The 26,174-nt window shown below is 67.8% G+C and carries 28 protein-coding genes; 12 read left to right on the plus strand and 16 right to left on the minus strand.

From position 1 onward, the window contains the following. Window positions 1-80 precede the first annotated feature (80 nt). The 4 genes from ubiG to ACN2C8_RS13470 all read left to right on the plus strand — a co-directional run bounded on the left by ubiG (window position 81) and on the right by ACN2C8_RS13470 (window position 2,427). Window positions 81-845: a bifunctional 2-polyprenyl-6-hydroxyphenol methylase/3-demethylubiquinol 3-O-methyltransferase UbiG gene (gene ubiG / locus ACN2C8_RS13455; RefSeq protein ID WP_419252294.1), complete on the plus strand. Its 765-nt coding sequence runs from the start codon at window positions 81-83 to the stop codon at window positions 843-845. Between the two features lie 114 nt (window positions 846-959). Continuing rightward, window positions 960-1,340: a hypothetical protein gene (locus ACN2C8_RS13460; protein ID WP_419252296.1), complete on the plus strand. Its 381-nt coding sequence runs from the start codon at window positions 960-962 to the stop codon at window positions 1,338-1,340. A 63-nt stretch (window positions 1,341-1,403) separates the two neighbouring features. Beyond that, window positions 1,404-1,994 (plus strand): glycine zipper 2TM domain-containing protein, encoded by a 591-nt coding sequence (locus tag ACN2C8_RS13465; RefSeq protein WP_419252298.1) that lies wholly within the window; start codon window positions 1,404-1,406, stop codon window positions 1,992-1,994. 130 nt (window positions 1,995-2,124) lie between these two features. Next, window positions 2,125-2,427 (plus strand): glycine zipper 2TM domain-containing protein, encoded by a 303-nt coding sequence (locus ACN2C8_RS13470; protein WP_419252300.1) that lies wholly within the window; start codon window positions 2,125-2,127, stop codon window positions 2,425-2,427. Between the two features lie 67 nt (window positions 2,428-2,494). Here the strand turns inward: ACN2C8_RS13470 and ACN2C8_RS13475 are convergent, their stop codons facing one another. Genes ACN2C8_RS13475 through ACN2C8_RS13485 form a run of 3 tightly spaced genes read right to left on the minus strand, consistent with a single transcriptional unit; the run spans window position 2,495 to window position 4,143 of the window. Beyond that, window positions 2,495-3,271 (minus strand): sulfite exporter TauE/SafE family protein, encoded by a 777-nt coding sequence (locus ACN2C8_RS13475; protein ID WP_419252302.1) that lies wholly within the window; start codon window positions 3,269-3,271, stop codon window positions 2,495-2,497. A gap of 10 nt (window positions 3,272-3,281) precedes the next feature. Next, window positions 3,282-3,815, minus strand: coding sequence for a rhodanese family protein (locus ACN2C8_RS13480; protein WP_419252303.1), 534 nt, complete (start codon window positions 3,813-3,815; stop codon window positions 3,282-3,284). After that, the gene (locus ACN2C8_RS13485; RefSeq protein WP_419252306.1) at window positions 3,781-4,143 is read right to left on the minus strand and encodes an ArsR/SmtB family transcription factor; all 363 of its coding nucleotides are present in this window, start codon (window positions 4,141-4,143) and stop codon (window positions 3,781-3,783) included. The genes ACN2C8_RS13480 and ACN2C8_RS13485 overlap by 35 nt, the downstream gene beginning before the upstream one ends. 50 nt (window positions 4,144-4,193) lie before the next feature. On the opposite strand from ACN2C8_RS13485, the gene ACN2C8_RS13490 reads away from it, so the two are divergent. Then, window positions 4,194-5,078 carry an MBL fold metallo-hydrolase gene (locus ACN2C8_RS13490; protein ID WP_419252308.1) on the plus strand — a complete coding sequence of 295 codons (885 nt, stop codon included), beginning with the start codon at window positions 4,194-4,196 and terminating at the stop codon, window positions 5,076-5,078. A 9-nt stretch (window positions 5,079-5,087) separates the two neighbouring features. On the opposite strand, the gene ACN2C8_RS13495 is transcribed toward ACN2C8_RS13490, so the two are convergent. Genes ACN2C8_RS13495 through ACN2C8_RS13510 form a run of 4 tightly spaced genes read right to left on the minus strand, consistent with a single transcriptional unit; the run spans window position 5,088 to window position 7,453 of the window. Next, window positions 5,088-5,522, minus strand: coding sequence for a DUF1178 family protein (locus ACN2C8_RS13495; protein ID WP_419252310.1), 435 nt, complete (start codon window positions 5,520-5,522; stop codon window positions 5,088-5,090). A 19-nt stretch (window positions 5,523-5,541) separates the two neighbouring features. Beyond that, window positions 5,542-6,375, minus strand: coding sequence for a carbon-nitrogen hydrolase family protein (locus ACN2C8_RS13500; protein WP_419252312.1), 834 nt, complete (start codon window positions 6,373-6,375; stop codon window positions 5,542-5,544). Between the two features lie 12 nt (window positions 6,376-6,387). Beyond that, a complete protein-coding gene (gene grxC, locus ACN2C8_RS13505) occupies window positions 6,388-6,642 on the minus strand; it encodes a glutaredoxin 3 (RefSeq protein ID WP_419252314.1) in 255 nt (84 codons plus the stop codon). 28 nt (window positions 6,643-6,670) lie between these two features. After that, the gene (locus ACN2C8_RS13510) at window positions 6,671-7,453 is read right to left on the minus strand and encodes a phosphoribosyltransferase family protein (RefSeq protein WP_419252316.1); all 783 of its coding nucleotides are present in this window, start codon (window positions 7,451-7,453) and stop codon (window positions 6,671-6,673) included. Between ACN2C8_RS13510 and ACN2C8_RS13515 the strand changes: the two genes are divergently transcribed. Continuing rightward, on the plus strand, window positions 7,452-8,363 hold the full coding sequence (locus tag ACN2C8_RS13515; protein WP_419252318.1) for a methyltransferase domain-containing protein: 912 nt from the start codon (window positions 7,452-7,454) through the stop codon (window positions 8,361-8,363). The two genes, ACN2C8_RS13510 and ACN2C8_RS13515, sit on opposite strands and share 2 nt — an antisense overlap. Before the next feature lie 97 nt (window positions 8,364-8,460). On the opposite strand, the gene ACN2C8_RS13520 is transcribed toward ACN2C8_RS13515, so the two are convergent. Then, window positions 8,461-8,646, minus strand: a complete 186-nt coding sequence (locus tag ACN2C8_RS13520) for a Flp family type IVb pilin (protein WP_419252320.1) — start codon at window positions 8,644-8,646, stop codon at window positions 8,461-8,463. Further along, complete coding sequence (gene mutT, locus ACN2C8_RS13525) at window positions 8,625-9,029, minus strand: 8-oxo-dGTP diphosphatase MutT (protein ID WP_419252321.1); 405 nt, start codon at window positions 9,027-9,029, stop codon at window positions 8,625-8,627. Before mutT ends, ACN2C8_RS13520 begins: the two co-directional genes overlap by 22 nt. 99 nt (window positions 9,030-9,128) lie before the next feature. Here mutT and ACN2C8_RS13530 point away from each other — a divergent pair, with 99 nt between their 5' ends. The 3 genes from ACN2C8_RS13530 (at window position 9,129) to ACN2C8_RS13540 (ending at window position 13,766) form a co-directional block, all read left to right on the plus strand. Next, window positions 9,129-9,569, plus strand: a complete 441-nt coding sequence (locus ACN2C8_RS13530; protein WP_419252323.1) for a nuclear transport factor 2 family protein — start codon at window positions 9,129-9,131, stop codon at window positions 9,567-9,569. Between the two features lie 272 nt (window positions 9,570-9,841). Further along, window positions 9,842-11,281 (plus strand): DEAD/DEAH box helicase, encoded by a 1,440-nt coding sequence (locus ACN2C8_RS13535; protein WP_419252325.1) that lies wholly within the window; start codon window positions 9,842-9,844, stop codon window positions 11,279-11,281. 217 nt (window positions 11,282-11,498) lie between these two features. Next, window positions 11,499-13,766, plus strand: a complete 2,268-nt coding sequence (locus tag ACN2C8_RS13540; protein ID WP_419252327.1) for a PAS domain-containing protein — start codon at window positions 11,499-11,501, stop codon at window positions 13,764-13,766. Here ACN2C8_RS13540 and ACN2C8_RS13545 read toward each other — a convergent pair. Further along, entirely contained in the window at window positions 13,763-15,331 is a 1,569-nt protein-coding gene (locus ACN2C8_RS13545; protein ID WP_419252329.1) for a hypothetical protein, read from the minus strand. The two genes, ACN2C8_RS13540 and ACN2C8_RS13545, sit on opposite strands and share 4 nt — an antisense overlap. After that, window positions 15,328-16,074 (minus strand): ABC transporter ATP-binding protein, encoded by a 747-nt coding sequence (locus tag ACN2C8_RS13550; protein WP_419252330.1) that lies wholly within the window; start codon window positions 16,072-16,074, stop codon window positions 15,328-15,330. Before ACN2C8_RS13550 ends, ACN2C8_RS13545 begins: the two co-directional genes overlap by 4 nt. A 227-nt stretch (window positions 16,075-16,301) precedes the next feature. On the opposite strand from ACN2C8_RS13550, the gene ACN2C8_RS13555 reads away from it, so the two are divergent. Continuing rightward, complete coding sequence (locus tag ACN2C8_RS13555; protein WP_419252332.1) at window positions 16,302-16,940, plus strand: glutathione S-transferase family protein; 639 nt, start codon at window positions 16,302-16,304, stop codon at window positions 16,938-16,940. A 31-nt stretch (window positions 16,941-16,971) separates the two neighbouring features. On the opposite strand, the gene ACN2C8_RS13560 is transcribed toward ACN2C8_RS13555, so the two are convergent. From ACN2C8_RS13560 to ACN2C8_RS13575, 4 genes are all read right to left on the minus strand, one after another. Then, the gene (locus ACN2C8_RS13560; protein ID WP_419252334.1) at window positions 16,972-17,532 is read right to left on the minus strand and encodes a hypothetical protein; all 561 of its coding nucleotides are present in this window, start codon (window positions 17,530-17,532) and stop codon (window positions 16,972-16,974) included. Window positions 17,533-17,615: 83 nt separating this feature from the next. Continuing rightward, on the minus strand, window positions 17,616-18,086 hold the full coding sequence (locus tag ACN2C8_RS13565) for a hypothetical protein (RefSeq protein WP_419252336.1): 471 nt from the start codon (window positions 18,084-18,086) through the stop codon (window positions 17,616-17,618). Window positions 18,087-18,088: 2 nt separating this feature from the next. Continuing rightward, window positions 18,089-19,516 (minus strand): bifunctional glutamate N-acetyltransferase/amino-acid acetyltransferase ArgJ, encoded by a 1,428-nt coding sequence (gene argJ / locus ACN2C8_RS13570; RefSeq protein WP_419252338.1) that lies wholly within the window; start codon window positions 19,514-19,516, stop codon window positions 18,089-18,091. Window positions 19,517-19,529: 13 nt separating this feature from the next. Next, window positions 19,530-20,516, minus strand: a complete 987-nt coding sequence (locus tag ACN2C8_RS13575; protein ID WP_419252340.1) for a peptidylprolyl isomerase — start codon at window positions 20,514-20,516, stop codon at window positions 19,530-19,532. Window positions 20,517-20,819: 303 nt separating this feature from the next. On the opposite strand from ACN2C8_RS13575, the gene secA reads away from it, so the two are divergent. Next, a complete protein-coding gene (gene secA / locus ACN2C8_RS13580; RefSeq protein ID WP_419252341.1) occupies window positions 20,820-23,669 on the plus strand; it encodes a preprotein translocase subunit SecA in 2,850 nt (949 codons plus the stop codon). Window positions 23,670-24,007: 338 nt separating this feature from the next. Next, window positions 24,008-24,895 carry an alpha/beta hydrolase family protein gene (locus ACN2C8_RS13585; protein WP_419252343.1) on the plus strand — a complete coding sequence of 296 codons (888 nt, stop codon included), beginning with the start codon at window positions 24,008-24,010 and terminating at the stop codon, window positions 24,893-24,895. A 176-nt stretch (window positions 24,896-25,071) separates the two neighbouring features. Here ACN2C8_RS13585 and ACN2C8_RS13590 read toward each other — a convergent pair whose 3' ends face one another. Then, a complete protein-coding gene (locus ACN2C8_RS13590) occupies window positions 25,072-26,127 on the minus strand; it encodes a DUF2855 family protein (protein WP_419252345.1) in 1,056 nt (351 codons plus the stop codon). Window positions 26,128-26,174 lie beyond the last annotated feature (47 nt).

Below are 26,174 nucleotides of genomic sequence, written 5' to 3' on the forward strand. Positions count from 1 at the left end.
AACGGCGCAACGGCAATGTCGCGGGCCTGTCTTTTTTCGCCGACGATGTCGCACGGCTGTCGTCGTGGTAGAGAGGCGACATGACCCAAGCCGCTTCGCCCGCCGCGCCCCCCTCCTGGTCCATCGACCCCGCCGACGTGGCGCGGTTCTCGGCCATCGCGGCCGAATGGTGGGATCCCAAGGGCAAGTTCGCGCCGCTGCACGTGTTCAACCCCTGCCGGCTGGCCTTCATCCGCGAGCAGGCGGTGGCGCGTTTTGACCGCGACCCCAAGGACCGCGCGCCGTTCGAGGGCCTGAGCCTGCTGGACATCGGCTGCGGCGGCGGACTGCTCAGCGAGCCGATGGCGCGGCTGGGCTTTACGGTCACGGCCGTCGACGCCTCGGACAGGAACATCAAGACCGCTGCGACCCATGCCGCAGAGCAGGGCCTGACGATCGACTATCGTCCCGCCACGGCCGAACAGCTGCTGGCCGAGGGCGCCGGGCCGTTTGATGTGGTGCTGACCATGGAGGTCATCGAGCACGTCGCCGATCCGGGCGCGTTCCTGCGCACCTGCTCGCAGCTGCTCAAGCCCGGCGGCCTGATGATCGTGGCCACCCTGAACCGTACGCTGAAAGCCCTGGCCCTGGCCAAGATCGGGGCTGAATATGTGCTGCGCTGGGTGCCGGCGGGCACCCACGACTGGAAGCAGTTCCTGAAGCCGGACGAGCTGCGCGCCTTCCTGGCCGGCGAGCCGGTTCAGATGCAGGGCCCGTTCGGCGTGACCTACAACCCCCTGACCGGCCGCTGGAGCCAGTCCAGCGACAGTGACATCAACTACATGATGACGGTGACCCGCGACTGAGACCGGGAACCTTCACCTTCGCGGGGCTTTCCCTTGGCACAGGGACCCTGTGAAGGATTGGCGACCCCCTCGGGGGAGGCCGTTGATCCGTTCGACCGAACGGAGAGCACCACCATGACATCGAAATACATCGCCGCACTGATGGCCACCACGGTCGCCTTCGGCGCGGCCGCCCCGGCCCTGGCCCAGACCGCCAGCGCCCAGGCCGCCTATCAGCAGCGACTGAACACCTATCAGGACCAGCGCGCCGACTATCGCACCCAGATCGCCGACTACGACGCCAAGCAGCGCGCCTATGAAAACGACCGCGCCGCCTATGAACGCTCGCGGCTGAACTATGATCGCCGCTATGGCGTCGGTGCCTATGACCGTCGCTACCCGCAATATGCGACGCGCTATTCCTCGGCCAGCTATCAGACCAGCAGCGCCTATTACGCCGAGCAGGCCGCGTTCCAGCGCGACCGCGAGCTCTACGAGCGTAACCGTCGCGTCTAGGACCGCCGCAGGGGCGTCGGCGCCTATGACCGTCGCCATCCGCAGATCGCCGCACGCTTCAACATGAGCGGCGCCGGCTATGCCGACAACAGCCCCTACGACGCCCAGCGCGCCCAGTGGGAACGCGACCGCACCGACTATGACCAGGCCCGCGCCGACTATGACCGTCGCTATGGCGGCGGTGCCTATGATCGCCGCTATCCCGACTATGCCACCCGCTACAGCGCGCCCTATGCCGGCGGCCAGTACGGGACCAACACCTCTTACAATGAGCCCTGCCGTCAGGACGCCAAGCGCAACGCCACCGTCGGCGGCGTGATCGGCGCCCTGGCCGGCGGCGTGCTCGGCTCAAACGCCGCCGCGCGCAACGCCAAGCCGGAAGGCACCGTCCTGGGCGCCCTGGTCGGGGCCGGCATCGGCGCCGCCATCGGCAACGCCTCGGCCAAGTCCAAGTGCGACACCCGTGGCAATTACTGGTCCTATGACGAGACAGTCCCCTACCGAGAGGCGGCCTATAACGGCGGTGCCTACAGCAGCCGCAGCGACGAACGCTGCCGTCTGGCCCCTGCGCCGGCGGAATATAACGGCCGCACCGAGACGCGTTACATCCGTGTCTGCCCCGACGCCGAAGGGCGCTTCCGCGTCGAAGGCTAGGCTGCGCGGCGGCGGGGATCATGGCCCTCGTCGCCGACCCGCGTCGAAAACCCGACCGTCGCCATCGAACCGACATGCGTCTGGGACGTTATGACGGGCAGGGACACCACAAGAACAATCGGAGCCCGCCATGCGCGCGCAAACCAAAGCTATTGTTATCGCTCTTTCTCTGGCCTTCACGGCCTCGACCATCGCCGTCACGGCGGCTGAAGCCCAGTCCGGCTCGCGCTATCGCGTGAAGGTCTGCAACAAGACCAAGGGCACCAAGGGCACGGTCATCGGCGGCCTGACGGGCGGTACGCTCGGCGCCGCTGTCGCCGGCGGCGGCAACAAGACCGAAGGCGCGATTCTGGGCGGCGTGGTCGGCGCTGTCGCCGGCAACCAGATCGCCAAGAAGAAGAAGTGCCACTACGAGTACCGCTATCGCCGCTAGGCCTTAGCCCAGAGCCGACCAGAACGCCCCGGCGAAAGCCGGGGCGTTTTGCGTCCTGAAAGCCTGGTCAGACCTGACCCAGCGCCTTGATGGCCACATAGACTGCCGTCAGCAACACCATGATCGCGAACCCCCGCCGAGCCAGGGCTGCTCGCGTGGCGAGCACTCTGGCCACCGGGAGGCCCGCAGCGGCCCCGACGGCGCCGCCGACGATGAGCGCCAGGAACACAGGCCAATTCACGAGACCGGCGGCGGCGTAACTGAAGCTGGTCGCTGCGCCAAACAGGGCGACCGAGGCCAGCGAGGAGGCCGCGGCATTGGCCAGGGTCATGCCTGTCGCGGCCATCAGGCCCGGTGCGATCAGAAATCCGCCGCCGATCCCGAAGAAGCCTGCGGCCAGGCCCGTCCCTAGGCCGGCGGGTGCCAATTTGAGGGTCATGGCGGCTGTAAGCCGCACATCGGGATCCCCGGCGCTCTTGCGCGGGAACAGCATCGACACCGCGATGGCGGCCATAATGCCAGAAAAGCCGAGGAGCAGAACACCGCCGTCCAGGCGCTTGGCGAGGTCCGCCCCAAGCAGGGCGCCGGCGAGCCCGGCGCCGGCAAAGGTCAAGGCACAGGGCCACTTGACCGCGCCAGCCCGGGCCTGAAGGGTCAGGCCGACCAGGGCGTTGACGCTGACCGCCGCCGCCGAGGTGCCGATCGCCACATGCGGGTCGCGCACGCCGACCACATAGAGCAGCAGCGGCGTGGCCAGCACCGATCCACCGCCGCCGAACACGGCCAGCAGAAGACCAATCAGGGCGCCGCCCATGGTGGCGGCGAAGAGGGCGCCGGGGTCCATCCTTTCGCCCCTAACGCGCTGCTGGCCGGTTCCACGGCAACACGGCCAGAAGCCGCGCCATGCCACAGAAGCCGGTCGCGCCCGCCACCAGCAGGCCCGCGCCCACAAAGGCGCTGAGCCCCACAAAGCCAGGGTGCACGGCCAGGGAAAGGCCGACGCCGAGCAGGATCAGGAGGCCGGCGATGATCTGCACCTGACGCATCATTTCCAGAGGCGCCTTGCGGTCCAGGGCCACGGGATGGCCGGCCTGGGTCCAACCGTCCAGTCCGCCTTCAAGAACGAAGGCCTGGCCGTTGATCCGGCTGGCCAGCCGGTCGCAGTTTGCGCCGGTGCGCATACCCGAGCGGCAGGTAAAGATCACATCCTGGCCCGGTTCGATTTTCAGATGGGCTGTCTCAAAGTCCGACAGGGGCCGTGACTGCGCGCCCTTGACATGCGCGCGGGCGAATTCGTCGGGCTCCCGGATATCGATCAGGACCGCTGCGCCAGCCTTGAGGCGGGCGGCGACATCATCGGGCTTCAGGGGCTTCAGAGCTGTGGTCATGGTGGGGCCTCATGTCCGGGGGACAAAAGACCTCGGCAAGCGTTGCCACCACCCGTACCGCCGCCGGGTCTAGGATCCGGTACCAGACCGTCAGGCCGTCGCGGCGAGCCGCCACGACACCCTCCTCTCTCAACACCGCAAGGTGCTGAGAGAGCGCCGATTGCGACAGGCCGACAGAGGGTTGCAATTGCCCCACCGACCTTTCGCCATCGACCAGCTGACACAGGATCATCAACCGGCGTTCGTTGCCCAAGGCCTTGAGGAGCTTGGCGGCTCTTCCGGCGCTGGCCTGGAACTGGGTGATGTCGACATTGCCGAGATCGAACATGAGACTCATATATCAGTTGATTCTAATTTAGCAATGACTAATATATTGCCATGACCCAAGCCCAACCCACTCCGTCGCCGCTGTCGGTGCAAGCCTTCTTCGATGCATCGACCAACACCGTGACCTATCTGCTGGTCGATCCCGAGACCCGGGCGGCGGCGATCATCGATCCTGTGCTGGATTTCGATCCAAAATCAGCGCGGCTGTCGACCACCTCAGCCGACCGTCTGCTCGCGGCGATCGCCGATCAGGGGCTCACCCTGCACTGGATCCTGGAGACCCACGCCCATGCCGACCACCTGTCGGCGGCGCATCACCTGCGCGCAATGACCGGGGCGCGCATCGTGATTGGCGAGCATATAAAGGAAGTCCAGAAGGGCTTCGGCGACCTCTTCGAGGCCGACGATGTCACCCCTGACGGCGGGGCCTTCGATCTGCTGGTGGCCGAGGGCGACGTGATCGCTCTGGGGAGCAGACAGATCAGGGTGATGCACACGCCGGGCCACACGCCCGCCTGCGTCAGCTACCTGGTCGATGACACCCTCTTCGTCGGCGACACCCTGTTTATGCCCGACTACGGCACGGCGCGGGCCGACTTCCCGGGGGGCGACGCGGCCACTCTGTATCGCTCGATCCGCAAGATCCTGGCCTTGCCGTCCCGGACCCGGATTCTGGTGGGTCATGACTATCTTCCCGCCGGGCGTGAAACCTACGCCTGGGAAACCACCGTCGGCGAACAGCGCGCCGCCAATATCCATGTGCATGATGGCGTGGACGAAGCCGACTTCGTGACTCTTCGGGAGACGCGCGACGCCACCCTGTCCGCCCCGACGTTGATCCTGCAGGCGCTGCAGGTGAACATTCGCGCCGGCGCCCTGCCCCCGGCCTCGCCCAGCGGCCGGGTGTTCTTGAAGCTGCCCATCAACGCGCTTTAGGCACGGCCCTCAGTTCACGTCCGTCTTCTTCGGCGGCGCAGGCGGCAGGGGGGCGACCTTGATGCCGTCGTCGATCAGGGCCTTGGCCTCGGCCGGCGTGGCCTGGCCGTAGATGCCGCGTTCCTCGGACTTGCCCTCGTGGATGTCGCGGGCCTCCTTGGCGAAGGCGTCGCCGACATTGTCGAAATTGTCCTCGACGTGCCGGCGGACCTCGCCCATAGCCGTCATCATCATCTCACGCATCTTCGGATCGACAGCCGGCGCGGCGTTCTGGGCCCTGGTGCCGGCGACGGCGGGCGACATGATCTGCTTGGACACGCCCTTTGACCCGCACAGCGGACAGTCGACGAGGCCCCGCGCGCTCTGGTCGTCATAGTCTGACGACGAGCCAAACCAGCCCTCGAACGCATGGGCCTGATCGCATTGGAGCGCGTACTTGATCATGATCTGAAGATGGGGATGGTCAGGGACCGGTAAAGGCGCGGGCGTTCTTGAGGGCGGGGATGGCCGCGCGCGCCTTGGGCGCGGCGTCCAGGTCGAGATCGGCCACAAGCACTCCGGGCTCGTCATGGTCAAGCACGCCGATGACCTCGCCCCACGGACCGATGGCGATGGTCCGCCCCCAGGTGCCGCGCCCGTCCTCGTGGAAACCACCCTGGGCGGCCGCCAGCACGAATGAGCCGGTCTCGATGGCGCGGGCCCGCAGCAGGATCTCCCAGTGCGCCTGGCCCGTGGGCCGGGTGAAGGCGGCCGGGACGGTCAGGATCGTCGCGCCCTTCAAGGCCAGGGCCCGATACAGAGCGGGAAAACGCATGTCGTAACAGATGGTCAGGCCGAAGACGCCCAGTGGGGTGTCGACAACCACGGCCCGTTCGCCCGGCTCATAGGTCGCCGATTCCCGCGCTGTCTCGCCTGTCGGCAGGTCGACATCGAACATGTGCAGCTTGTCGTAGGTGGCGACGATCGCGCCCGTCGGATCGATCACCGCCTGGCGGTTGGCCGCCTTGCCATCTTCGCGCAGCACCAGGGCCGAGCCGATGTCGATCCAGACGCCCAGCTCGGCGGCCAGGTCGCGTAGCCCCCGGACGACGATGTCGTCGTCCAGGCTTTGCAGGGCCGGCAGCAGTCGGGCGCGGTCCTTCTGCAGGACGTTGCTCCCCTCGGGCGTCAGGATGAACCGGGCGCCTTGGGCGGCGGCCTCGCGCACCAGCGGCGCGACATGGGCCAGCGCCGCCGCGTGGGTGGCGGGGGTCCGGGTCTGGATCAGGCCGACCCTCAAGGCGCCGTTGAGACTCATGCGGCGAGCCCCTTAGGCGGCAAGGAGGCCGTCCAGCTTGCCCTCGCGTTCCAGGGCCATCATGTCGTCGCAGCCGCCAATGTGCTGCTGGCCCACGAAGATCTGCGGAAAGGTGGTGCGGCCCGAGCGGTCCATCATTTCCTGACGCAGCTTGGGGTCCATGCCGGCTTCGATTTCCGTGAAGTCGGCGCCCTTTTCACCCAGGACCTTGAGGGCGCGGGCGCAGTAGCCGCAGAACGGGCGGGTGTAGATAGTGACTTTGGCCATGGGGATAACGAGTCTCTCCTTGTGGTCCTTATATAGGACGCGCTTGCATCTCTGTAACGCGCGCCACGACGGCAAGGGTCACTTCGGCCGCGCCCGCCGCCTTCAGGGCCCGCGCGCAGCCCTCGGCCGTGGCGCCGGTGGTCAGAACATCATCGACCAGCACAATCCTGCGCCCGATCACCCGATGCCGGCGCGACTCGGGCACCACGAAGGCGGCCGCGACGTTGCGGCGGCGACCCGAGGCCGACTTGCCGCCCTGGCTGACCGTGTCGCGCTGGCGGATCAGGGCGTCGGGCAGATAGGCCACGCCGCTGGCGCGGGCCAGGGGTCGGGCGATCTCGGCGGCCTGGTTGTAGCGGCGTCGCAGCAGGCGGCCCGGATGCATGGGCACCGGAGCTATGGCGTCAGCCTCTTCCAGCAGCGGCGCGGCGGCGCGCGACAGCCAGCGGGCCAACAGGCCCGACAGGTCGGTGCGATCAGCGTGCTTGAGCTTCAAGATCAGGTCGCGGGAATGTTCGTCATAGACGCAGGCCGCGCGAGCCCGGGAAAAGGCCCTTGGGCGAGCCTGGCAGGCCGGGCAATGCTCGACCGCGCCGCTGTCGAACGGCATGGCCAGGCCGCAGCCGTCGCAGACCGGATCGTCCAGAAAGGTGACGCGGCTCCAGCTTTCGGCGGACAGCCCGCGGGTCTGGGCCGGGCCTCCGTCAAAGGTCCGGAGCGGCAGGAGGAGATCGAGCAGGCCTCTTCCGAGACCTCTCAGACGCGGCCCCGCTTTCCATATCGGTTCGAAATCGCCATGTTCCGCCCGCATGACCGCCTCGCCCCTCCTCTTCGACCGCGACCTTCTCAAGGTCCGCCTCGACCGCGCCGCGCCTGACTATGCGTCGGCAGACTTCCTCAAGCGCCGGACGGCCGAGGATGTCGTCATGCGGTTGGAGACGATCCTGCGACGCTTTCCGGTCGCCGTCGATCTCGGAGCGCGAAACGGCGCTTTCTCGCAGGCCCTGGCCGCCAGCGACGCTGCCGCCAATATCGACGTGCTGTTCCAGACCGACCTGTCGGCGCGGATGCTGGGAGCCGGTGACGGCCTCAAGGTCGTGGCCGACGAGGAGCGCCTGCCGTTTGGCGACGCGACGCTCGATCTGGCCGTCTCGACCCTGTCCCTGCACTGGACCAATGACCTGGTCGGGGCCCTGATCCAGATCCGCCGGGCGCTGCGGCCCGACGGCCTGTTCATCGGCGCGATCTTCGGCGGGGCCACCCTGACCGAACTGCGCCAGGCCCTGCTGCAGGCCGAGGACGAGGTCAGCGGCGGTGCCTCCTTCCGCGTCTCGCCCTTCGCCGACGCTATCGACGCGGCAGGTCTGCTGCAACGGGCCGGTTTCGCCCTGCCGGTGGCGGACGTGGATCGGGTCAAGGTGCGCTATGGCCACCCGATCGCGCTGCTGCGCGACCTTCGGCGAATGGGCGAGACCAGCGTGCTGCTGGACCGCTCGCGCAAACCGATGGGCCGGCGGGTGCTGGCGCGGGCGATGGAAATCTATGTCGAGCGCTTCGCCGAGGCCGACGGCCGCGTGCCGGCAACGTTCGAGATCGTGGCGGTGACGGGCTGGGCGCCGCATGAAAGCCAGCAGAAGCCCTTGCGGCCCGGCTCGGCCAAGATGCGACTGGCCGACGCCCTGGGCGTCCAGGAACAATCTGCGGGCGAGAAGCCCGTCTAAAGTTCCATCCTGACTGCGTCAGTCCGGAGCTCTAGGTTTTTGCTTTACGCATTTTCTTCACGCGAACCTGAATCCACTTCGCTCGAAAATGCTCCGGCTAGCTGCCGTGCGTCGAGGCGATGGCGGTGGAGGTCTTTTCGAAGCTGGTCTTGATGCCGCCGCTCAGCATGGACACGGCGCTGATGATGGCGATGCACAGGCCGGCGACCAGCAGACCCACCTCGACGGCGGTGGCGCCGCTCTGGTTGCGGCCAAAGCGCTTCAGAGCAGATCGCGCAGCCACGCCACCAGCGGAATGTCCGCCGGGGGCATCGGATAGTCGGCCAGTTTGTCCGGCTTCACCCATGCCAGCGCCTCATGCTCCTTGCGCGTAACCAGGCCTTCCCAGCGGCGCAGCAAGTAGAGTGGCATCAGGAGGTGAAAAGACTCGTAACTGTGCGACGCGAAGACAAAGGGCGCCAGGCAGGATTGAGCGACCGTGATCCCCAGCTCTTCTTGCAGCTCGCGGATCAGGCACTCTTCGGGCGTTTCACCAGGTTCGACCTTGCCGCCCGGAAACTCCCACAGCCCCGCCAGTTGCTTGCCTTTCGGCCGCTGGCAGATCAGCACGCGGCCATCGACATCGATCATGGCGGCGGCGGCGACGAGGACGGTGGGCTTGGTCATCAGAGGGGTTTGGCGCGGAGAAACCGGGCTGGCAAGATCTTGGTCGCATCAGCGCCATATTGCCTTCCTAGCTTCACCGGAGACGCTGGAGATGACTGAATGTATCGACTGATCGCGACCATCGCCGCAGGGGTGAGCCTGCTGACGGCCGCCCCGGTTCTGGCCCAGACCCATCCAGAGGAAGCGGCCGTCCGCGCGACGCTGGAGCACTATCTGGCCGGCCACGCCACCGGCCAGGCCCAGGAATTCCGTCAGGCCTTCCACGACGAGGCGCGTCTTCAGTGGGTCCGGGACGGTGCTTACGGGCAGCGCAGCGACGATGACTATATCGCGGGCGTCAGCGGCAAGCCTGCCGGGGATGAAGCGCAGCGCAAGCGCTGGATCGAGTCGATCGACATCACCGGCTCGGCGGCAAGCGCCAAGATCATCCTGGACCATCCCAACGCCGTCCTGACCGACTACATGCAGCTGCTGAAGACGCCCGAGGGCTGGAAGATCGTCAACAAGATCGTCGACGCCAAACCCAAGCCCAAGCCCTGAAATCCCGACGGGAAAGGGCTCCGCGCAGGGGGTGCGTCCCCGCACCCCTTGACTTCGCACCTGCAATAAACGATCTAAGCCCCGCGCCCTTAGGCGCTATCGGCGCTCCAGTCGCGTGAAGGTCCGTTTTTCGGATCAGCCTGTCGAGCGCCATGAAACGTCCATAAGACCGCCCGGGCCACGCGGGGCGCTCCCCAACCGACCCGTCTCATGGACGAGCCGCGCGAGGACCGCGCGCGCCGTCATGCGGCATTGTCTGAAAGACAGCCAACTTGACTCAATTCACCGACCTTGGCCTGGCCAAGCCGCTCCTGAAGGCCCTGGCCGACAAGGGCTACACGACCCCCACCCCGATTCAGGCCCAGGCCATCCCCACCGTCATGACCGGCCGCGACCTGCTGGGCATCGCCCAGACCGGAACCGGCAAGACGGCCGCCTTCGCCCTGCCGATCCTGCATCGCCTGGCCGAAGACAAGAAGCCGGCCCCGCGCCGCGGCTTCCGCTGCCTGGTTCTCTCCCCGACCCGCGAACTGGCGACCCAGATCGCCGACAGCTTCCGCGACTATGGCAAGCACATGGGTCTGACCGTCGCCACCATCTTCGGCGGCGTGAAGTATGGCCCGCAGATGAAGGCCCTGGCGGCCGGCGTCGACGTGGTCGTGGCCACGCCTGGTCGCCTGATGGACCACCTGGGCGAAAAGTCCGCTCACCTGAACGGCGTCGAGATCTTCGTCCTCGACGAAGCCGACCAGATGCTGGACCTGGGCTTCGTGGTGCCAATCCGCAAGATCGCCTCGCAACTGCCCAAGGAACGCCAGAACCTGTTCTTCTCGGCCACCATGCCCACCGAGATCGGCAAGCTGGCCGGCGAACTGCTGAGGAACCCGGCCCAGGTGTCGATCACCCCGTCGGCCACCACCGTCGAGCGCATCGACCAGTCGCTGATCTTCATCGAGGCCCAGCGCAAGCGTCCGCTGCTGGCCGAACTGCTGGCCGACAAGGCCGTTGAACGCTCGATCGTCTTCACGCGCACCAAGCGCGGCGCCGACCGGGTGGCCAAGTATCTGGTCGCCAGCGGTATCGAAGCGGCGGCCATCCACGGCGACAAGACCCAAGGCCAGCGCGAACGCGCCCTCGCCGCCTTCAAGGCCGGTGACGTCAAGGCCCTGATCGCCACCGACATCGCCGCACGCGGCATCGACGTTAACGACGTCAGCCACGTGTTCAATTTCGAGCTGCCCAACGTGCCGGAATCCTACGTCCACCGCATCGGCCGGACCGCCCGCAAGGGCAAGGACGGCATCGCCATCAGCTTCTGCGCCGATGACGAACGCACCCTGCTGCGCGACATCCAGAAGGCCACCCGCCAGACGATCCCGACCTTCGATCGCCGCAACGACAAGAGCCTGGCTGCGGCCGCCGCTGTCGCCGACAAGCTGGCTCCGCCGGAAAAGTATGTCGATCCGCGCCGCGCCGACCCGCGCAACAATGTCCCGGCCGAACTGCGTCGTCAGCGCAACCGTCCGGCCCGCAGCGCCGACGGCGCCGCCAAGGGTCCGGGCCAGGGCCAGAGCCGCAATGGCAGCGGCGGCGGCGGCGGTCGCAGCGGCGCCTCGAACGCCTCGGCCAAGCCGGCCGGCGGCGACTATCGCGGCCCCAAGCGCATTAGCGCTGCGGCGCCCGCCGAGAAGCGCTGGAACCCGATCGACTGATACCCAAGACGGGTAGTGCTCTCGGGGCGCGCCCTGACATGTGACTGAATCGACGGCCGTTTTCACCCCGAGGGGCGAAAGCGGCCGTTTTTTCGTCCGCAAGGGCATTTGCCGCTCGCAGGGGTTGTTCCCGACCAGACAGGCCTTGAATCGGGCTCCGCGATAGGTTCATTTGCCCCCGGGACCGGTCACTCACCGGCGGGAGGGAACAGCTGCGATGGCGGAGCTACAGCCGCGCGCCGGACCGACGCTGACGAGGATCGCCGGCGGCGAGATGGCGGAACGCGTGCGCGCCTTTGACTGGTCGACCACGCCGATCGGCGCGATGGAGGCCTGGTCGCCCAGCCTGCGCCTGGTCGTCGACATGATCCTGGCGACCAACTTTCCCATGGCTGTGCGCTGGGGGCCGCAACTGTGCCTGATCTATAACGACGCCTATGCTCCAGCCCTGCATAAGCGGCACCCGGCGGCCCTGGGCATGCTGTTCAGCGAGCACTCCGAGGCGTTTCAGGCCAGCCTGCGGACGATCCACGACACGATCCTGGACGGAACCAGCGGCGGCTATGCGCTCGAGAAAACGCCCCTGAGCGTCAAGCGGGACGGCGACGCCGTCCCCCGCATCGGCCATTTCACCATCAGCTACAGCCCCGTGCCCGACGCCAGCGCCCCGAGCGGCGTCGGCGGGGTGCTGATCACGGCCGTCGAGTTGACCGAAGCCGTCGAGACCGAACGCACCCTGCGCGAAACCGAGCGGCGCTATCGCCTGGCCATCGAGGCGGCCGGCGGCATCGGCGCCTGGGACTGGGACATCAAGGCCAACAAGGTCTATGCCGACGCCGGTTACGCCACCCTGCACTCGCTGGCGCCGGAACTGGTCGAGGCCGGCCTGCCGGTCGAGAGTTTCGCCCCGGCCCTCCACCCCGACGATCGCGAGCGCATCAGGACCCAGAGCCTGGCGGCGATCGCAACGGGCGGCGACTTTTCGGATGAGTATCGCCTGGTCACGCCCGACGGCTCGACCCGCTGGGTCTATGCCCGTGGCAGCGCCTATCTCGACGCCGACGGTAACCCTTCGCGCAATACCGGCGTGGTCCTGGACATCACCGAGCGCAAGGCCGCCGAGGCCGACCTGATGGCGGCGCGGGCCGACCTGGACCTGGCTGTCCAAGCCGCCCGCATGGGTCGCTGGGATCACAATCCATCGATCGGGGCGCGGTTCTGGGACAAGCGGGCGCGCGAAATCTTCGGCCTCGGCGACGAAGACAAAAACACCACCGAGAGCTTTGAGAAGCTGATCCATCCGGACGATCTGCCCGGCATGCACGCCACGCTCAAAGCCACCCTGGATCCCGCCGGCGACGGCAAGATCAATCTGGAATACCGCATTCATCGCGCCAGCGACGGGGCGCTGCGCTGGATCGAGACCTTCGGCCGGGCCTATTTCGAGCATGGCCACTGCACCCGCTTCGTGGGTGTCGTGTCCGACGTCACCGAACGCAAGGAAACCGAGGCCCACCTGCTGCTGCAGGAAGAGACCCTGCGCCTGGCCGTCGACGCCGCCGACCTGGGGATCTGGGAACTGGATGTCGTCTCGGGCCTGCTGACCTGGTCGGACCGCTGCTATGCGATGTTCGGGGTGGCGCCGGGAGAGCCGGTCACCGTCAAAACCTTCTACGAGCGCCTGCATCCCGATGACCAGGCGCCGACCCGCGCCGCCATCGCCCGTGCCGTGGATCCGGACATTCGCGCCGACTACGCCCTCGAGTTTCGCACCATCGGCCACGACGATGGTCATGAGCGCTGGATCACCGCCAAGGGCCAGGCCTTCTTCTCGCCCGAAGGCAAGGCGACCCGGCTGCTGGGCGCGACGGTCGACATCACCGACCGCAAGCGGGCCGAACTGCACCTGCGCCTGCTGGTCAACGAGCTGAACCACCGGGTCAAGAACTCGCTGGCCACCATCCAGGCCATAGCGGCCCAGAGCTTCAACGCCTCGCGTCCCCTGGCCGAGGCCCAGGAAGCCTTCACCAGCCGCATCCTCGCCCTGGCCGAGGCTCACGACCTGCTGACGCGCGAGAACTGGGAAGGCGCCGAGCTACACGACATCGCTGCGCGCCTGGCGGTGCTGCATGGCGGTTCGGCGCGGTTCGAGTTGGTCGGCCCGGCGCTCAGGCTGTCGCCGCGCACGGCCCTGTCGCTGTCGATGGCTCTGCACGAACTGGCCACCAATGCGGTCAAGTACGGCGCGCTTTCGGTTCCGGACGGCCACGTTCGCCTCAGCTGGGCTCTGGCCCCGGGCATGGCCGAGCGGCTGGACCTGACCTGGACCGAGATCGACGGCCCGCCCGTCAGCCCGCCCACCCGGCGAGGTTTCGGTTCGCGCCTGATCGAACGCGGCCTGGCCGCCGAACTGTCGGGCGAGGCCTCGATCCGGTTCGAACCGGCCGGGGTGGTCTGCCACATTCGGGCGTTGCTGGACGCCTAACGCGCCACCCTCAACGCCCTGCCGATCTGCGCGTCCGTCCGCCGCATCATCATCAACACGGTCAGGGCGATGATCACCAGCGGCGCGGCCCAGCCGGCCAGGCCCATGACGGTCAGGGTGGTCGCGCCGGCGATCAGGGCGCCGATCAGGATCTCGGCCAGGGTGGCCAGCCAGGACGCGCCGCGACGGCGGCGGAAGTCCGCGCGCTTGCCCGGCTTCTGATGCCAGACATTGATCAGCCCGCAGGCCCAGGCGGCCAGGCCCGCGCCGAGAGCGGTTATCAGGCCGGTCAGGGGCTGAAACCAGGTCAGGGCCGCGATCGGTCCCACCAGCAGCAGGGCGACCGGGATCAAGGCCGCGACCAGCTTGGCGCGGCGCAGGGTGGCCATCGAGGTCGGCGACACGGCCAGCAGGTCGGGGGTGTCCTCGGCCGACAGGGTGATCCAGGCCAGACTGCCGGCCACCTGCCCGGCCATGAAGGCCACGATCCCGGCTCCGCCAGCCAGGGCGACAGCGTCGACCTTGGCGGCCGAGCGGGCCAGCACCAGGGCCAGCGGGATCAGATACAGCACCCGCAGCAGCACCTGCGACAGCAGGGTGGCGTCGCGACCGATCAGCCGCAACTCCTTGCGCACCGTCGCCTTGAAGGCGCCGGCCGCAAAGGCTCCGGCCGGCTTGACCCGGCCGCGCGGTCGCTTGGAGGCCGCGCCCTGGGCGGCCGCAGCGGCGTCGGAGAACCGTCGGCCCAAAGCGTTGGTCGCCAGCCAGAACAGGCCGATCCCGATGGCCAGCATCCCCGCCAGCGGCAGGGGCTCGCCGATCATGGCGCGCAGCGGCAGGCTGGCCCAGGGCGGCGGGGTCAGGCGGCCGTCCATCGCCTCGCGGACGATCGTGGCATAGAGGCTCTCGCTGGCCGCCTCGCCCATCAGGTTGCGGTACTGGCTGGCCAGGAAGAAGGCCGCGCCGACCAGGGCCGCCAGCACCTGGGCCACGGTGCGGGTGCGGCGGGGGCCGATCAAGGCAAACAGCGCCATGGCCAGGATCAGCCCCACCGCCGTGGCGGTCAGGGCCAGGGCGATCAGCACCCCAAACACCCCCAGCCAGCCGGGGTGGCCATACAGGATCGACGGCAGCAGGATCGGGGCCGAAAACGCCATGAAGATCGTCGCCACCCCGGCGGCGATGCCCAGCGAGCGGACCAGCAGCACCTTGCGCGGCGCGATCGGCGACGAAAACAGAAGGTCCAGGTCGCCCCGCTCGTACAGGGCCTCGGCTGAGGCGCTGAGGGTCTGGGACAGCATCAGGGTCAGCAGCACCGCGCACAGCAGGTCGGCGATCAGCACGGCCAGCGGGTGGATCGGCACCTCGTGGCCCTGCACGGCCAGGGCCACAAACACCCCGCAGATACAGGCAAAGGCCAGCAGGATCGCCAGACCGATCAGGGCGCCGACGCCCTTGCCCGCCCCTTTTCCCTTGCCAGATTGGCCAGCGCGAAACCCTCGCCAGGCCAGACGCATCTCGTGGGCCAGCAGCCACGCCGTGCTGGCGGGTTTGAGCAGGCTCACGCGGCGGCGCTTTCGGCGGTCAGCTGCAGGAAGACGTCCTCCAGGGTGGAGCTGCCGCCCGCCCGACCCGCCTGGGCCCGCAGCTCGTCCAGCCGGCCCTCGGCCAGCAGCCTGCCGCCGGCGATGATGCCGATGCGGTCGGCCATGCGCTCGGCGACCTCGAGAATGTGGGTGGTCAGGATCACCGTACCGCCGGCGTCGACGCGGGCCTGCAGCATGTCCTTGACCAGCCGCGCCGCGGCGGCGTCCAGGCCCGTCAACGGCTCGTCCAGGATCAGCAGGCGGGGATCATGGATCAGGGCCCCGGCCAGGGCGACCTTCTGCTTCATGCCGCGCGAAAAGCCCTCGCAGCGGCGGCGGGCCTCGTCGGCCAGACCCAGCTGGGCCAGCAGTTCCTCGGCCCGGGTCTTGGCCAGCTTGGGATTAACGTTCCAGAGGCCGGCCACAAATTCCAGATATTCCAGCGGCGTCAGGCGGTCATAGATCATCGCCTCGTCGGGCGCCCAGGCGACCAGGGCCTTGGCCCCGGCCGGGTCGCTGCGGGCGTCGACGCCATAGATGCTGATCTGGCCGCTGTCGGGCTGGGTCAGGCCCGCCACCATCCGCAGGGTGGTGGTCTTGCCCGCGCCATTGGGACCCAGCAGGGCGTAGAGCTCGCCCGCATGGACCGTCAGGTCCAGATTGGCGACGGCGGGCTTGGCGAAGGTCTTGTTCAGACCCCGCACGATCAAGGCTTCGGTCAAGGCAGGGGTCCCCAAGTCACGGGCGGCATGAGAACGTGATTGGGGGGCGAGTGGCAAGCGCCGCACTGGCCCCCTACGGGCTGCTGCGCAGCCGTCTTCCCCCGGAGGGGGAAGATGAAACGCGCCGCACCCACTCATCGGACGGGCGCCCGTAACGGCTGAGTACGGCTGCTGCCAAACCCTGTCAGCAGGCTCGCGATAGGGTGTCGCAAACAACGGGAGCGACCATGTCCAGCCTAGTCTTTTACACCAACCCCATGTCGCGCGGCCGCATCATCCGCTGGATGCTGGAAGAGATCGGTCAGCCCTATGAGACCAAGGTCCTGCGGTGGGAGGCCGGAGACACAAAGGCCGCCGACTATCTCGCCATCAATCCGATGGGCAAGGTGCCTGCCATCGTCCACGACGGGGTGATCGTTACCGAATGCGCCGCCATCTGCGCCTATCTTGCCGACGTCTTTCCGAAGGCCGGCCTCGCTCCCCCCGCCAACAGTCCGCTCCGCGGGCCCTATTATCGCTGGCTGTTCTTCGGAGCGGGCCCGATCGAGCAGGCCGTGGCCGCCAAGACGATGAACCTGGAGCCGACGATCGAGCAACGTCTCTCGCTGGGTTTCGGCTGCATCGAGGACGTCCTGGGCGCCGTCGAGGGGGCGGTCAGGGACCGCCCCTATCTGGTGGGAGACGGCTTTACAGCCGCCGACCTCTACCTCGCCTCTCATCTGTCCTGGGGGATGAACTTCGGCACGATCGAAAAGCGCCCGGCGTTCGAGACCTATGTGGAGCGCCACCTGCAACGCCCCGCCGCCAAGCGCGCCGACCAGATCGACGACGCCCTGATCCTCGCTCAGGCCGTGTCGACGGCCTGAGCCGGGGCCCAGACGACGTTCAAAAGCCCCCTCAGAACGCCGTCTTGCACCGCTGCTTGTAGTGCACGCCGCGCAGGAACCCGCGCCGCGCCAGACCGGCGTCCAACGCCGCGTTCAGGTGGCGTTCGGCCGGGGCGGCGCCGGTGATCTCGCGGACCAGGCTGCGGAACGGGATGATCGAGTTGATCACCGTCCGGCCGCCGGCCGCGGCCAGCTTGCCGGCGCGGCTTTCCTTGACCTCATTGCCGACGATGTAGTCGGGACCCAGGGCTTCGTTGAGTTTGCGGACCTCGCCAGCCAGCTGCACGCAGGTCTTCAGGCCCTTGAGCGTATAGGGATCGGCCAGGGCCTCCTCGAGGATCGGCGGCGTATCGCGCCGCATCACCCCGACGTCGCGGACGGGCTGTGAGCCGATCTCCAGGACCGACTTGCGGGCGCCGTCCCAGCGTCCCGGAGCGGCGGCTTCGTCCTTGGCCTTGTCGACGCCGGGCCCGACCTGCGCCTTGTCCTGGGCCTGGGCCTGGGCGACGCCGCCCAGAGTCAGCGCCGCGACCACCGCGAACATCCCGTATCGAAAGCCAGATCCACGCATGTCAAATCCTCAAGCGCCCGAAAGACGGAACGCGGGTTAGGAACGGCAAGCTTGGCAACAGGTTCCGGCCTAGAGGTTCCGCCCTAGTTCGGCGGCGAAACCGCTTCCAGCTCGAACGCCGCGTCCAGCGCGTCGTCATTGGGAACTTCGCCTGTCAGGGCGGTGTCGAGGACGTTCTGCAACGAGCCCCAGACGAAGGCCAACTGCTCCAGAACGGCCGGCACGCCATCAGGCTCGAAGCCCGGATAGCAGTCCTCGATCAACCACAGGCCGGTCAGGACGTCGAAGCCGAAGCGGCAGCCGATCAGGCGAAACTGGGCGCGGGCGATGGTCTCGAACAGGGCGGTCAGGTCGCGGGCCTGGTCCAGATCCTGGGGGTCCAGCACCTGGCAGCGGACCTGCAGCCAGTCGTTCTCGGGGAACAGATAGAAGGCCCCGCCGTCGTCGGCGCCGGAGACCTCCAGGCCGTTGTCGATCTCGCTGACAAGGTAGCCGGCTTCGCGGCAAGCCGAAGCGACGGCGTCCAGGTCGATGGGATGGGGCTCGCTGGCCATGGTCAGGACCGATAGTCGCCGTTGATCGCCACATACTGCTTGGTCAGGTCGCAGGTCCAGACCGTGGCCGAGCCCTTGCCGACGCCCACATCGACGGTGACCTCGAACTCGGGCTTCTTGACGTAGGCGCTCATCGCCGCCTCGTCATAGTCGGGCGAGACCAGACCGTCGCGGGCCGCATAGAGGTCGCCGAACTTGATGCTGATGCGCTCGCGGGCCACAGGCTCGTCGGCCCGGCCGATGGCCATGGCGATGCGGCCCCAGTTGGCGTCCTCGCCGGCGAAGGCGGTCTTGACCAGCGGGCTCTCGGCGATGGTGCGGGCGATCTTGCGGGCGCTGGCCGGGCTCTCGGCGCCGTTGACGGTAACGCGGACGAACTTGGTCGCCCCCTCGCCGTCGCGCACCAGCTGCTGGGCCAGATCCAGCAGCAGGGCGTCGAGCTTTTCACGGAAGTCGGCCAGGCGGCGATCGCCGGCCCGGTGGATCTTGGGCGCGGTCGACTGGCCGGTGGCGAACAGCAGCAGGGTGTCGTTGGTCGAGCGGTCGCCGTCCACCGTGACGCTGTTGAAGGTGGTGCGGGTATAGAGGCTGACCAGGGTCTGCAGGGCCGCCGGCGCGATGGCCGCGTCGGTGGCCACGAAGGCCAGCATGGTCGCCATGTCGGGCGCGATCATGCCCGAGCCCTTGGTGATGCCAGCGATCTTGACCTCGTGCCCGTCGATCAGGGCGGTGGCGAACGCGCCTTTCGGGAAGGTGTCGGTGGTCATGATCGCCTGGGCGGCCTGCGACCAGGCATCGGCCGTCAGGCGGGTCTCGACCTCGGCCAGGCGGGCGGTGATCTTGGCGTCGTCGAGGATCACCCCGATCACGCCTGTCGAGGCCATCATCACGTCGCGCTGGCGGCAGTCGAAGCGCTTGCCCACAGCCGTGGCCACCCGGCGCACCGCGTCGGCGCCCGGCTTGCCCGTGAAGCTGTTGGCGCAGCCGGCATTGACCACCAGAGCCCGTACGTCGGCGCCGCCGGTGGCGGTGAGCTGGCGCTTGCACCAGTCGACCGGGGCCGAACCGACGCCATGACGGGTGAACACGCCCGCCGCGCTGGTGCCCTCGGCAAAGCGCATCAGCAGCATGTCCTCGCGCTCGTGCTTGTAGAAGCCCGCGCGGCCGGTGGCGATCTCGACGCCGGCGATCGGCGGGATATGCGGGAACGGCACGGCCAGGGGCGAGATCGTCAGACCGGGCTTGCCCGGCGCAGGCGCCGCCTTGGCGGCCGGCTTGTCGCCGCGACGGCGCGTGGCCCGCTTCAGGGCCGAGGTCAGGGGATCCAGGGCCCGTTCCAGGCTCTGGCCCACGCGCTCGACAGCGCCCGGCGTGGCGGCGTCGGCTTCGGCGGCGGACTTGGCGAGCGTCTTTTCGGTCTTGGAGGGCATAGGGTCGTCTCGACTAGTTCTTCTTCGCGGGCGCCGGAGTGGGCGAAGCGGGCGAAGCGGGCGAAGCCGCCGGGGGCGCGGAGGCCGGGGCCGAGCCTTGCAGCTCCACCGGCGGGGCCGACGCCGGCTCCTCGGGCGCGCCGGGCACGTCCTGGGTCTTGCTGGCCAACATATCGACCTTGGCGCCGCCGCGCAGCTTTTCCAGCAGGTCGCGGACCTGATCATAGGTCAGGAAGCGCACGATCTGCGGACGGGCCGCCTCGAGCGTGATCGGCTCTTCCATGCGCTTGTCCTCGACGCGCAGGATCGCCCAGCCGCCCTCGGTGGCGAACGGCCCGACCAGCTGGCCCTTCTGGGCGGCCTTCAGGGGCGCGGCATAGGCTTCGGGCATCACATCGACGGTGAAATAGCCCAGGTCGCCGCCGTTGAAGCGCGTGGCCTGGTCGGTCGAGCGCTCCATGGCCAGGGCGTCGAACGAGGCGCCGGTGGCCAGAAGCTTCTTGATGCTGTCGGCCTCGGCCTGGGTGGCGACCAGGATCTGGCGGGCGCGGATTTCCTCGGAGCGCTTGGACAGCTTCTGCTGCTCGGCATAGAGGCGGCGAATGGCGTCTTCATTGACGGCCTTTTCGACCACGCTCTCGACCAGCATGTCGCCCAGGATGCGCTCACGCGCGGCGGCCAGGCGGCGCTGGGCCACGGGGTCCTTGTCCAGCTTGCGCTTGAGGGCCTCGGCGGCCAGCAGCTTCTGGTCGACCACCTCGTCGAGGCGCTGGCGGAACACGTCGCTGGAGATATCCAGCGGCTCGCCCTCGCTGATCAGGCCCTGGGCCACGGCCTCGCGCTTGACGTCGGACGCCCAGACATTGTGCCCGTTGACGCGGGCCACGGCGGTGTCGCCCGGCTCCGGCGGCTTCTCGGCGCTCTTGTCCTGGCCGCAAGCGGCCAGAATGACCGTGACGGCGAGAACGGCCCAAACGCGGCTGTGGCGGAACTTGATCAAGGACGGATCTCCGAAACACCTTAGCGACCGGCTCTAGCGTGGTTTCGGCCGCAGGGGAATGCAACTCCGGCCTATCCCGCGGGCCGCTTTTCGCCAAAGCGAGCCGGCGGGACAACCAAACGCGGTAAAGGCCGGAAACCTTCGCCTTTACCATGCTCTATAAGGGGGCCTCGCGTTGACACTGGCAGGGTCGCTGCTTAAGTCTCCCGCGCGCCGTAAGGGCCGGAATAGTCGGGCTTGGTAATGACCTTGCGCGATCCCCAACGCCCACAGCGCCTAACACTTCATCGGAATTTCGACTTCATGCTCGGCTTCGCCAAAAAGCTCTTCGGCTCTTCCAACGACCGCAAGGTCAAGACGCTGACCGCCCGTGTGGCGAAGATCAACGCCTATGAAGCGGACTATGCCGCACTGTCCGACGAGGCGCTGAAGGCCAAGACCGACGAGTTCAAGGCGCGCCTCGAGAAGGGCGAAACCCTCGACGACATCCTGCACGAGGCCTTCGCCGTGGTGCGCGAGGCCTCCAAGCGGGCGCTGGGCATGCGCCACTTCGACGTCCAGCTGGTCGGCGGCATGGTGCTGCACTTCGGCGGCATCTCGGAAATGCGCACGGGTGAAGGCAAGACCCTGGTCGCCACCCTGCCCACCTATCTCAATGCCCTGGCCGGCAAGGGCGTTCACGTCATTACCGTCAACGACTACCTGGCCAAGCGCGACGCCGAGTGGATGGGCCAGATCTACAACTTCCTGGGCCTGAGCTATGGCGTGATCGTCAACGGCCTCAGCCAGGGTGACCGTCAGCGCGCCTATCGCAGCGACATCACCTACGGCACCAACAACGAATTCGGCTTCGACTATCTGCGCGACAACTTGGTCTACAGCGTCGAGGAAATGGTCCAGCGCGGCCACCACTTCGTGATCGTCGACGAGGTCGACTCGATCCTGATCGACGAAGCCCGCACGCCGCTGATCATCTCGGGTCCGACCGAGGACCGCAGCAGCCTGTACAAGACCATCGACGTCCTGGTGAAGGAGCTCATCAAGGACAAGACCAACTACGATCACGACGAGAAGCAGAAGCAGGTCATCCTCACCGAGGACGGCCAGGAGCGCATCGAAGAAGTCCTGATGTCAGGCGGCCACCTGGCCGAGGACACCGCCGGTCTGTACGACGCCGCCAACATCTCGCTGGTCCACCATGTCAACCAGGCCCTGCGCGCCAACGTGCTCTACACGCGCGACAAGGACTATATCGTCAAGGGCGACGAGGTCGTTCTGATCGACGAGTTCACCGGTCGCATGATGACCGGTCGCCGGCTGTCGGAAGGTCTGCACCAGGCCATCGAGGCCAAGGAAGGCGCCGACATCCAGCCCGAGAACCAGACCCTGGCCTCGGTGACCATCCAGAACTATTTCCGCCTCTACACCAAGCTGTCGGGCATGACCGGCACGGCCTCGACCGAGGCGCAGGAATTCGACGACATCTACAAGATGGGCGTCAGCGAAATCCCGACCAACCGTCCGGTGATGCGCATCGACGACGACGATGAGGTCTATCGCACCGAGCGCGAGAAGAACGACTCGATCCTGATACAGATCGCCGACTGCCATGCGCGCGGCCAGCCGATCCTGGTCGGCACCGTGTCGATCGAGAAGTCAGAAGAGTTGTCCAAGCTTCTGTCGGCCTATGCCTACAAGGTCGAGATGTCGCGGGCTCCGAAAACCGAGCACGCTGGCAAGGACGACAAGGAACTGGCCAAGATCGGCGATGACGCCTTCGACATCGTCTACAAGACCGGCAAGGGCATTCCCCACCAGGTGCTGAACGCCCGCTTCCACGAGCAGGAAGCTGGCATCGTCGCCGACGCCGGCGCGCCGGGCGCGGTGACCATCGCCACCAACATGGCCGGTCGCGGCACCGACATTCAGCTGGGCGGCAATCTCGACATGCGTCTGGCCAGCTGGCGCCAGCAGCAAAGGGGCCTGGGCATCACCCCGCTGCCCGCCGACGAACTGGCCATGCGCGCCGAGATCGAAGCCGACATCGCCGAGTCCAAGGCCAAGGCCCTGGCCGCCGGCGGCCTGTTCGTGCTGGGCACCGAGCGCCATGAAAGCCGCCGCATCGACAACCAGCTGCGCGGCCGAACCGGCCGTCAGGGCGACCCGGGCCGTTCGAAGTTCTTCCTGTCGTGCGAAGACGACCTGCTGCGCATCTTCGCCGGCGAACGTCTGGACGCGATCATGCGCACCTTCGGCGTCCAGGAAGGCGAGGCGATCACCCACAAGTGGCTCAACAACGCCATCGCCACCGCCCAGAAGCGCGTCGAGCAGCGCAACTACGAGATCCGCAAGAACCTCCTGAAGTACGACGACGTCGTCAACGACCAGCGCAAGGCCGTGTTCGAGCAGCGCCAGGAGTTCATGGAGTCGACCGACCTGTCCGACATCATCCACGAGATGCGTCGCGACGTGGTCGATGACCTGGTCCTGCGCCACCTGCCGCCCAAGGCCTATGCCGAACAGTGGGACATCGAGGGCCTGACCGAGCGGGTCAAGTCGATCCTGGGCCTGGACCTGCCGCTCGCCGAGTGGGCCGCCGAGGAAGGCATCGCCGACGAGGAGATGCGCGAGCGTCTGACCAAGGCCGCCGACGACTACGCCGCCCAGCGCGAAGAAATCATCACGCCCGAGCAGATGCGCTCGGTCGAAAAGAGCTTCCTGCTGCAGATGATCGATCTGCAGTGGCGCGAGCACCTGATGCACCTGGACCACCTGCGCAACGTCATCGGCCTGCGCGGCTACGGCCAGCGCGATCCGCTCAACGAGTACAAGACCGAAGCCTTCAGCCTGTTCGAAAAGCTGCTGGGCGACCTGCGCACCAACACCACCCGCTGGCTGATGACGGTCGAGATCGCCTATGCCGAGCCGGAACCGCTGCACAGCCCGGAAAACCTGATCGAGGTCCACATGGACCCGCTGACCGGCGAGAACATCGCCACGGCCGGCGCCCTGCCCGAGGGTCTGTCGCCCCAGCAACGCGAGGCCCTGCCGGTCTCGGTGCTGCCGGAAGGCTGGCAGAACACCAGCCGCAACGGCGCCTGCCCCTGCGGCTCCGGCAAGAAGTTCAAGCAGTGCCACGGGTCGCTGGTCTAGCGATCAGGCTCTGAGTCCGAGTTATGAAGCGCCCGCCCCGGGAAACCAGGGCGGGCGTTGTCTTGAGCCCTCCCCCTTGATGGGGGAGGGTTGGGTGGGGGTGACTGGGCCGTTCAGCTGGATCGAGGCCCTTGCCGGCTGACCCGCCGCATCACCCCCATCCCCGGCCCTTCCCCCATCAAGGGGGAAGGGAGAAGGCTAGCGACTCCGCCACCTATGCCGCAATGACCAGCATCACAGCTCCGCCGCGCGCCGCCTGACCCATTGACGCGCCCTGTTGACGCGTTGTGTCGGCGCGGGGCTAGCTATGGGGCTCCACGTTCGACGAAAGACTCTCCATGCGCCTCGCCGCTCTCGCCGCCGCCCTCGTCCTGATCGCGGCCGGTCCCGCCGCCGCCGCGCCCAAGACCTTCCGGCAGTTGCTGGACATGCCGCGCGCCCAGCCCACCGCCCACATTCCCTATGGCGCCGAGCCTGAGCAGTTCGGCGACCTGTGGCTGCCTCAGGGGCCCGGCAAGCATCCGGTGGTGGTGCTGATCCATGGCGGCTGCTGGCAGGCGAAATATCCCAGCGTCGAGCTGATGGCCTATATGGCCAGGGACCTGCAGGCGCGCGGCTATGCAGTGTGGAACCTGGGCTATCGCCGGCTGGGCGAGCCGGGCGGCGGCTATCCGGGCACCTTCGTCGACGTGGCCCAGGGCCTGGACAAGCTGCGCGCCCTGGCGCCGCAGCATCATCTGGACCTCAAGCGCGTGGTCGTGGCGGGGCACTCGGCCGGCGGACACCTGACCACCTGGGCGGCGGGCCGCGATCGCCTGCCCAAGGCCAGCCCCCTGCGGATTGGCAAGCCGCTGAAGATCCGCGGCGCGGTCAGTCTGGCCGGCATCAATGACCTGGCCGCCTATCGCGCGACGGGGCCCGACGCCTGCGGCGGGCCCGAGATCATCGACCAGCTGACGGCCGGCGCAGCGCTGCCTGACCGCTATGCCGACACCTCGCCGCCGGCCTTTCTGCCAATCCGGACGCCGCTGGCGGTGATCTCCGGCGCGCTCGACCCGATCGTGCCGCCGGCCTTCGGCGTCGACTTCGCGGCCAGGGCCAAAACGGCGGGCGACCGGGTGGAAGAGATCACGATTGCCGACGCCGGACACTTCGAGCTGATCGACCCGACCTCGGCGGCGTGGGTACGGGTTGTGGGGGTGATTGACCGGATGGCGGGCAGATAAGCTTCCGCAAGCTTCCCCTTTTTCCACCGTCATTCCCGCCCTCGTGGCGGGAACCCCTCTCTCCGCCGCAGGTGCAGAAGGGGCGAAGTGCGCGCGCACTTCGCTAGCGCTTCACGTGTGAGCTGAACCAGGGGTTCCCGCCACAAAGGCGGGAATGACGGTGCTATTTTGGAAGACTAGGGTCGCACCACACACCCGGTCTCCGGCCCCGCGCGGCCTTCCAGCACCGCCAGATAGGTCGCCGCGATGGCGTCCTGGCCCTGACCGGTCTCGACCTTCAGCCAGCGCGCCGCGTCGGCGACGAAGGCGCTCCAGGCCGCGCCATAGCGGGTCTCGAAGCCGCCGGGGCCCCAGTCTTCCTGGCGCTTTTTCACGCGGTCGGGGGCGAAGAACAGGATCGGCTTGGGACCGGGCAGATCGCCCGCGCCGCGCTCGGCCTCCCAGTGCGTACCACCGACCAGGCAGGAATAGGCCAGGTCCTCGCCGAACCGGCGGTGTACCGCGCCCAGCACGCCGGCGTCACCCGCGAAGTCGACAAACACCGCCGGGGTGGCGATCGGCGCCGTGGGGACGTCGTCATAGGTCACGACCTGGTCGTAGAAGCCCAGGGCCTCGACAAAGGCGACATTGCGCGCCGAGGTCAGGCCCACCACCTTGGCCCCGCCCCGCTGCTTAAGCAGGAAGGCCAGGCCGATGGCGGTCTTGGACGAGGCGCTGGACAGGATGATCGACCCGGCGCCGAACATGGCGTGCTCGTCCAGGAAGTCGTCGATCAGGAAGCCGGTGATGAACAGCGGCTGCAGCAGGGACCGCAGCGCCTCGGTTCCATCCTCGGCCTCAACCGCCGTGTACTGATTATAGACCGCCGCCAGATGCTGGCGGTGCGCCGCGGCGTCGGCGAACCCGCCGCGCGTCTTGCGAGGCTGCACCGTCAGATGGCTCGACATCGGATAGTAGCCGTAGAAGCGCTGACCCACGGCGATGTCGGGATGGCTCGACGCCTCGACCGTCGCAAAGCCCCAGACCGGGACGCGGCCGAAACCCTCGGCGGCCGGGAAGAAGTCCCAGTAACGCATCGCCTCGCCGAACACGGCATAGGTGATGTTGTTGGCGGTCAGGGCAAAGCTGTCGACGGCCAGCCGGACCTCGCCCTCGGCCAGGGCCGGGGGCGTCGCGGGCTGGAACTGTGTCTGTCTCAGGTCGGTCTTGGCGACCAGAAAATCCCAGGCCATGGCGGCGCTCCCTTGGTTGTTGGGGTGAGGTAACAGGAGCTTCCGCG

This window comes from Caulobacter sp. ErkDOM-C, assembly GCF_048541825.1.
Taxonomy (GTDB): Bacteria; Pseudomonadota; Alphaproteobacteria; order Caulobacterales; family Caulobacteraceae; genus Caulobacter.

Coding starts and splice junctions, on each gene's coding strand:
- ubiG (WP_419252294.1), top strand. CDS start 81: ATGACCCAAGCCGCTTCGCCCGCCGCGCCCCCCTCCTGGTCCATCGAC.
- ACN2C8_RS13460 (WP_419252296.1), top strand. CDS start 960: ATGACATCGAAATACATCGCCGCACTGATGGCCACCACGGTCGCCTTC.
- ACN2C8_RS13465 (WP_419252298.1), top strand. CDS start 1,404: ATGAGCGGCGCCGGCTATGCCGACAACAGCCCCTACGACGCCCAGCGC.
- ACN2C8_RS13470 (WP_419252300.1), top strand. CDS start 2,125: ATGCGCGCGCAAACCAAAGCTATTGTTATCGCTCTTTCTCTGGCCTTC.
- ACN2C8_RS13475 (WP_419252302.1), bottom strand. CDS start 3,271: ATGGACCCCGGCGCCCTCTTCGCCGCCACCATGGGCGGCGCCCTGATT.
- ACN2C8_RS13480 (WP_419252303.1), bottom strand. CDS start 3,815: ATGACCACAGCTCTGAAGCCCCTGAAGCCCGATGATGTCGCCGCCCGC.
- ACN2C8_RS13485 (WP_419252306.1), bottom strand. CDS start 4,143: ATGTTCGATCTCGGCAATGTCGACATCACCCAGTTCCAGGCCAGCGCC.
- ACN2C8_RS13490 (WP_419252308.1), top strand. CDS start 4,194: ATGACCCAAGCCCAACCCACTCCGTCGCCGCTGTCGGTGCAAGCCTTC.
- ACN2C8_RS13495 (WP_419252310.1), bottom strand. CDS start 5,522: ATGATCAAGTACGCGCTCCAATGCGATCAGGCCCATGCGTTCGAGGGC.
- ACN2C8_RS13500 (WP_419252312.1), bottom strand. CDS start 6,375: ATGAGTCTCAACGGCGCCTTGAGGGTCGGCCTGATCCAGACCCGGACC.
- grxC (WP_419252314.1), bottom strand. CDS start 6,642: ATGGCCAAAGTCACTATCTACACCCGCCCGTTCTGCGGCTACTGCGCC.
- ACN2C8_RS13515 (WP_419252318.1), top strand. CDS start 7,452: ATGACCGCCTCGCCCCTCCTCTTCGACCGCGACCTTCTCAAGGTCCGC.
- ACN2C8_RS13510 (WP_419252316.1), bottom strand. CDS start 7,453: ATGCGGGCGGAACATGGCGATTTCGAACCGATATGGAAAGCGGGGCCG.
- mutT (WP_419252321.1), bottom strand. CDS start 9,029: ATGACCAAGCCCACCGTCCTCGTCGCCGCCGCCGCCATGATCGATGTC.
- ACN2C8_RS13530 (WP_419252323.1), top strand. CDS start 9,129: ATGTATCGACTGATCGCGACCATCGCCGCAGGGGTGAGCCTGCTGACG.
- ACN2C8_RS13540 (WP_419252327.1), top strand. CDS start 11,499: ATGGCGGAGCTACAGCCGCGCGCCGGACCGACGCTGACGAGGATCGCC.
- ACN2C8_RS13555 (WP_419252332.1), top strand. CDS start 16,302: ATGTCCAGCCTAGTCTTTTACACCAACCCCATGTCGCGCGGCCGCATC.
- ACN2C8_RS13560 (WP_419252334.1), bottom strand. CDS start 17,532: ATGCGTGGATCTGGCTTTCGATACGGGATGTTCGCGGTGGTCGCGGCG.
- ACN2C8_RS13565 (WP_419252336.1), bottom strand. CDS start 18,086: ATGGCCAGCGAGCCCCATCCCATCGACCTGGACGCCGTCGCTTCGGCT.
- argJ (WP_419252338.1), bottom strand. CDS start 19,516: ATGCCCTCCAAGACCGAAAAGACGCTCGCCAAGTCCGCCGCCGAAGCC.
- secA (WP_419252341.1), top strand. CDS start 20,820: ATGCTCGGCTTCGCCAAAAAGCTCTTCGGCTCTTCCAACGACCGCAAG.
- ACN2C8_RS13585 (WP_419252343.1), top strand. CDS start 24,008: ATGCGCCTCGCCGCTCTCGCCGCCGCCCTCGTCCTGATCGCGGCCGGT.
- ACN2C8_RS13590 (WP_419252345.1), bottom strand. CDS start 26,127: ATGGCCTGGGATTTTCTGGTCGCCAAGACCGACCTGAGACAGACACAG.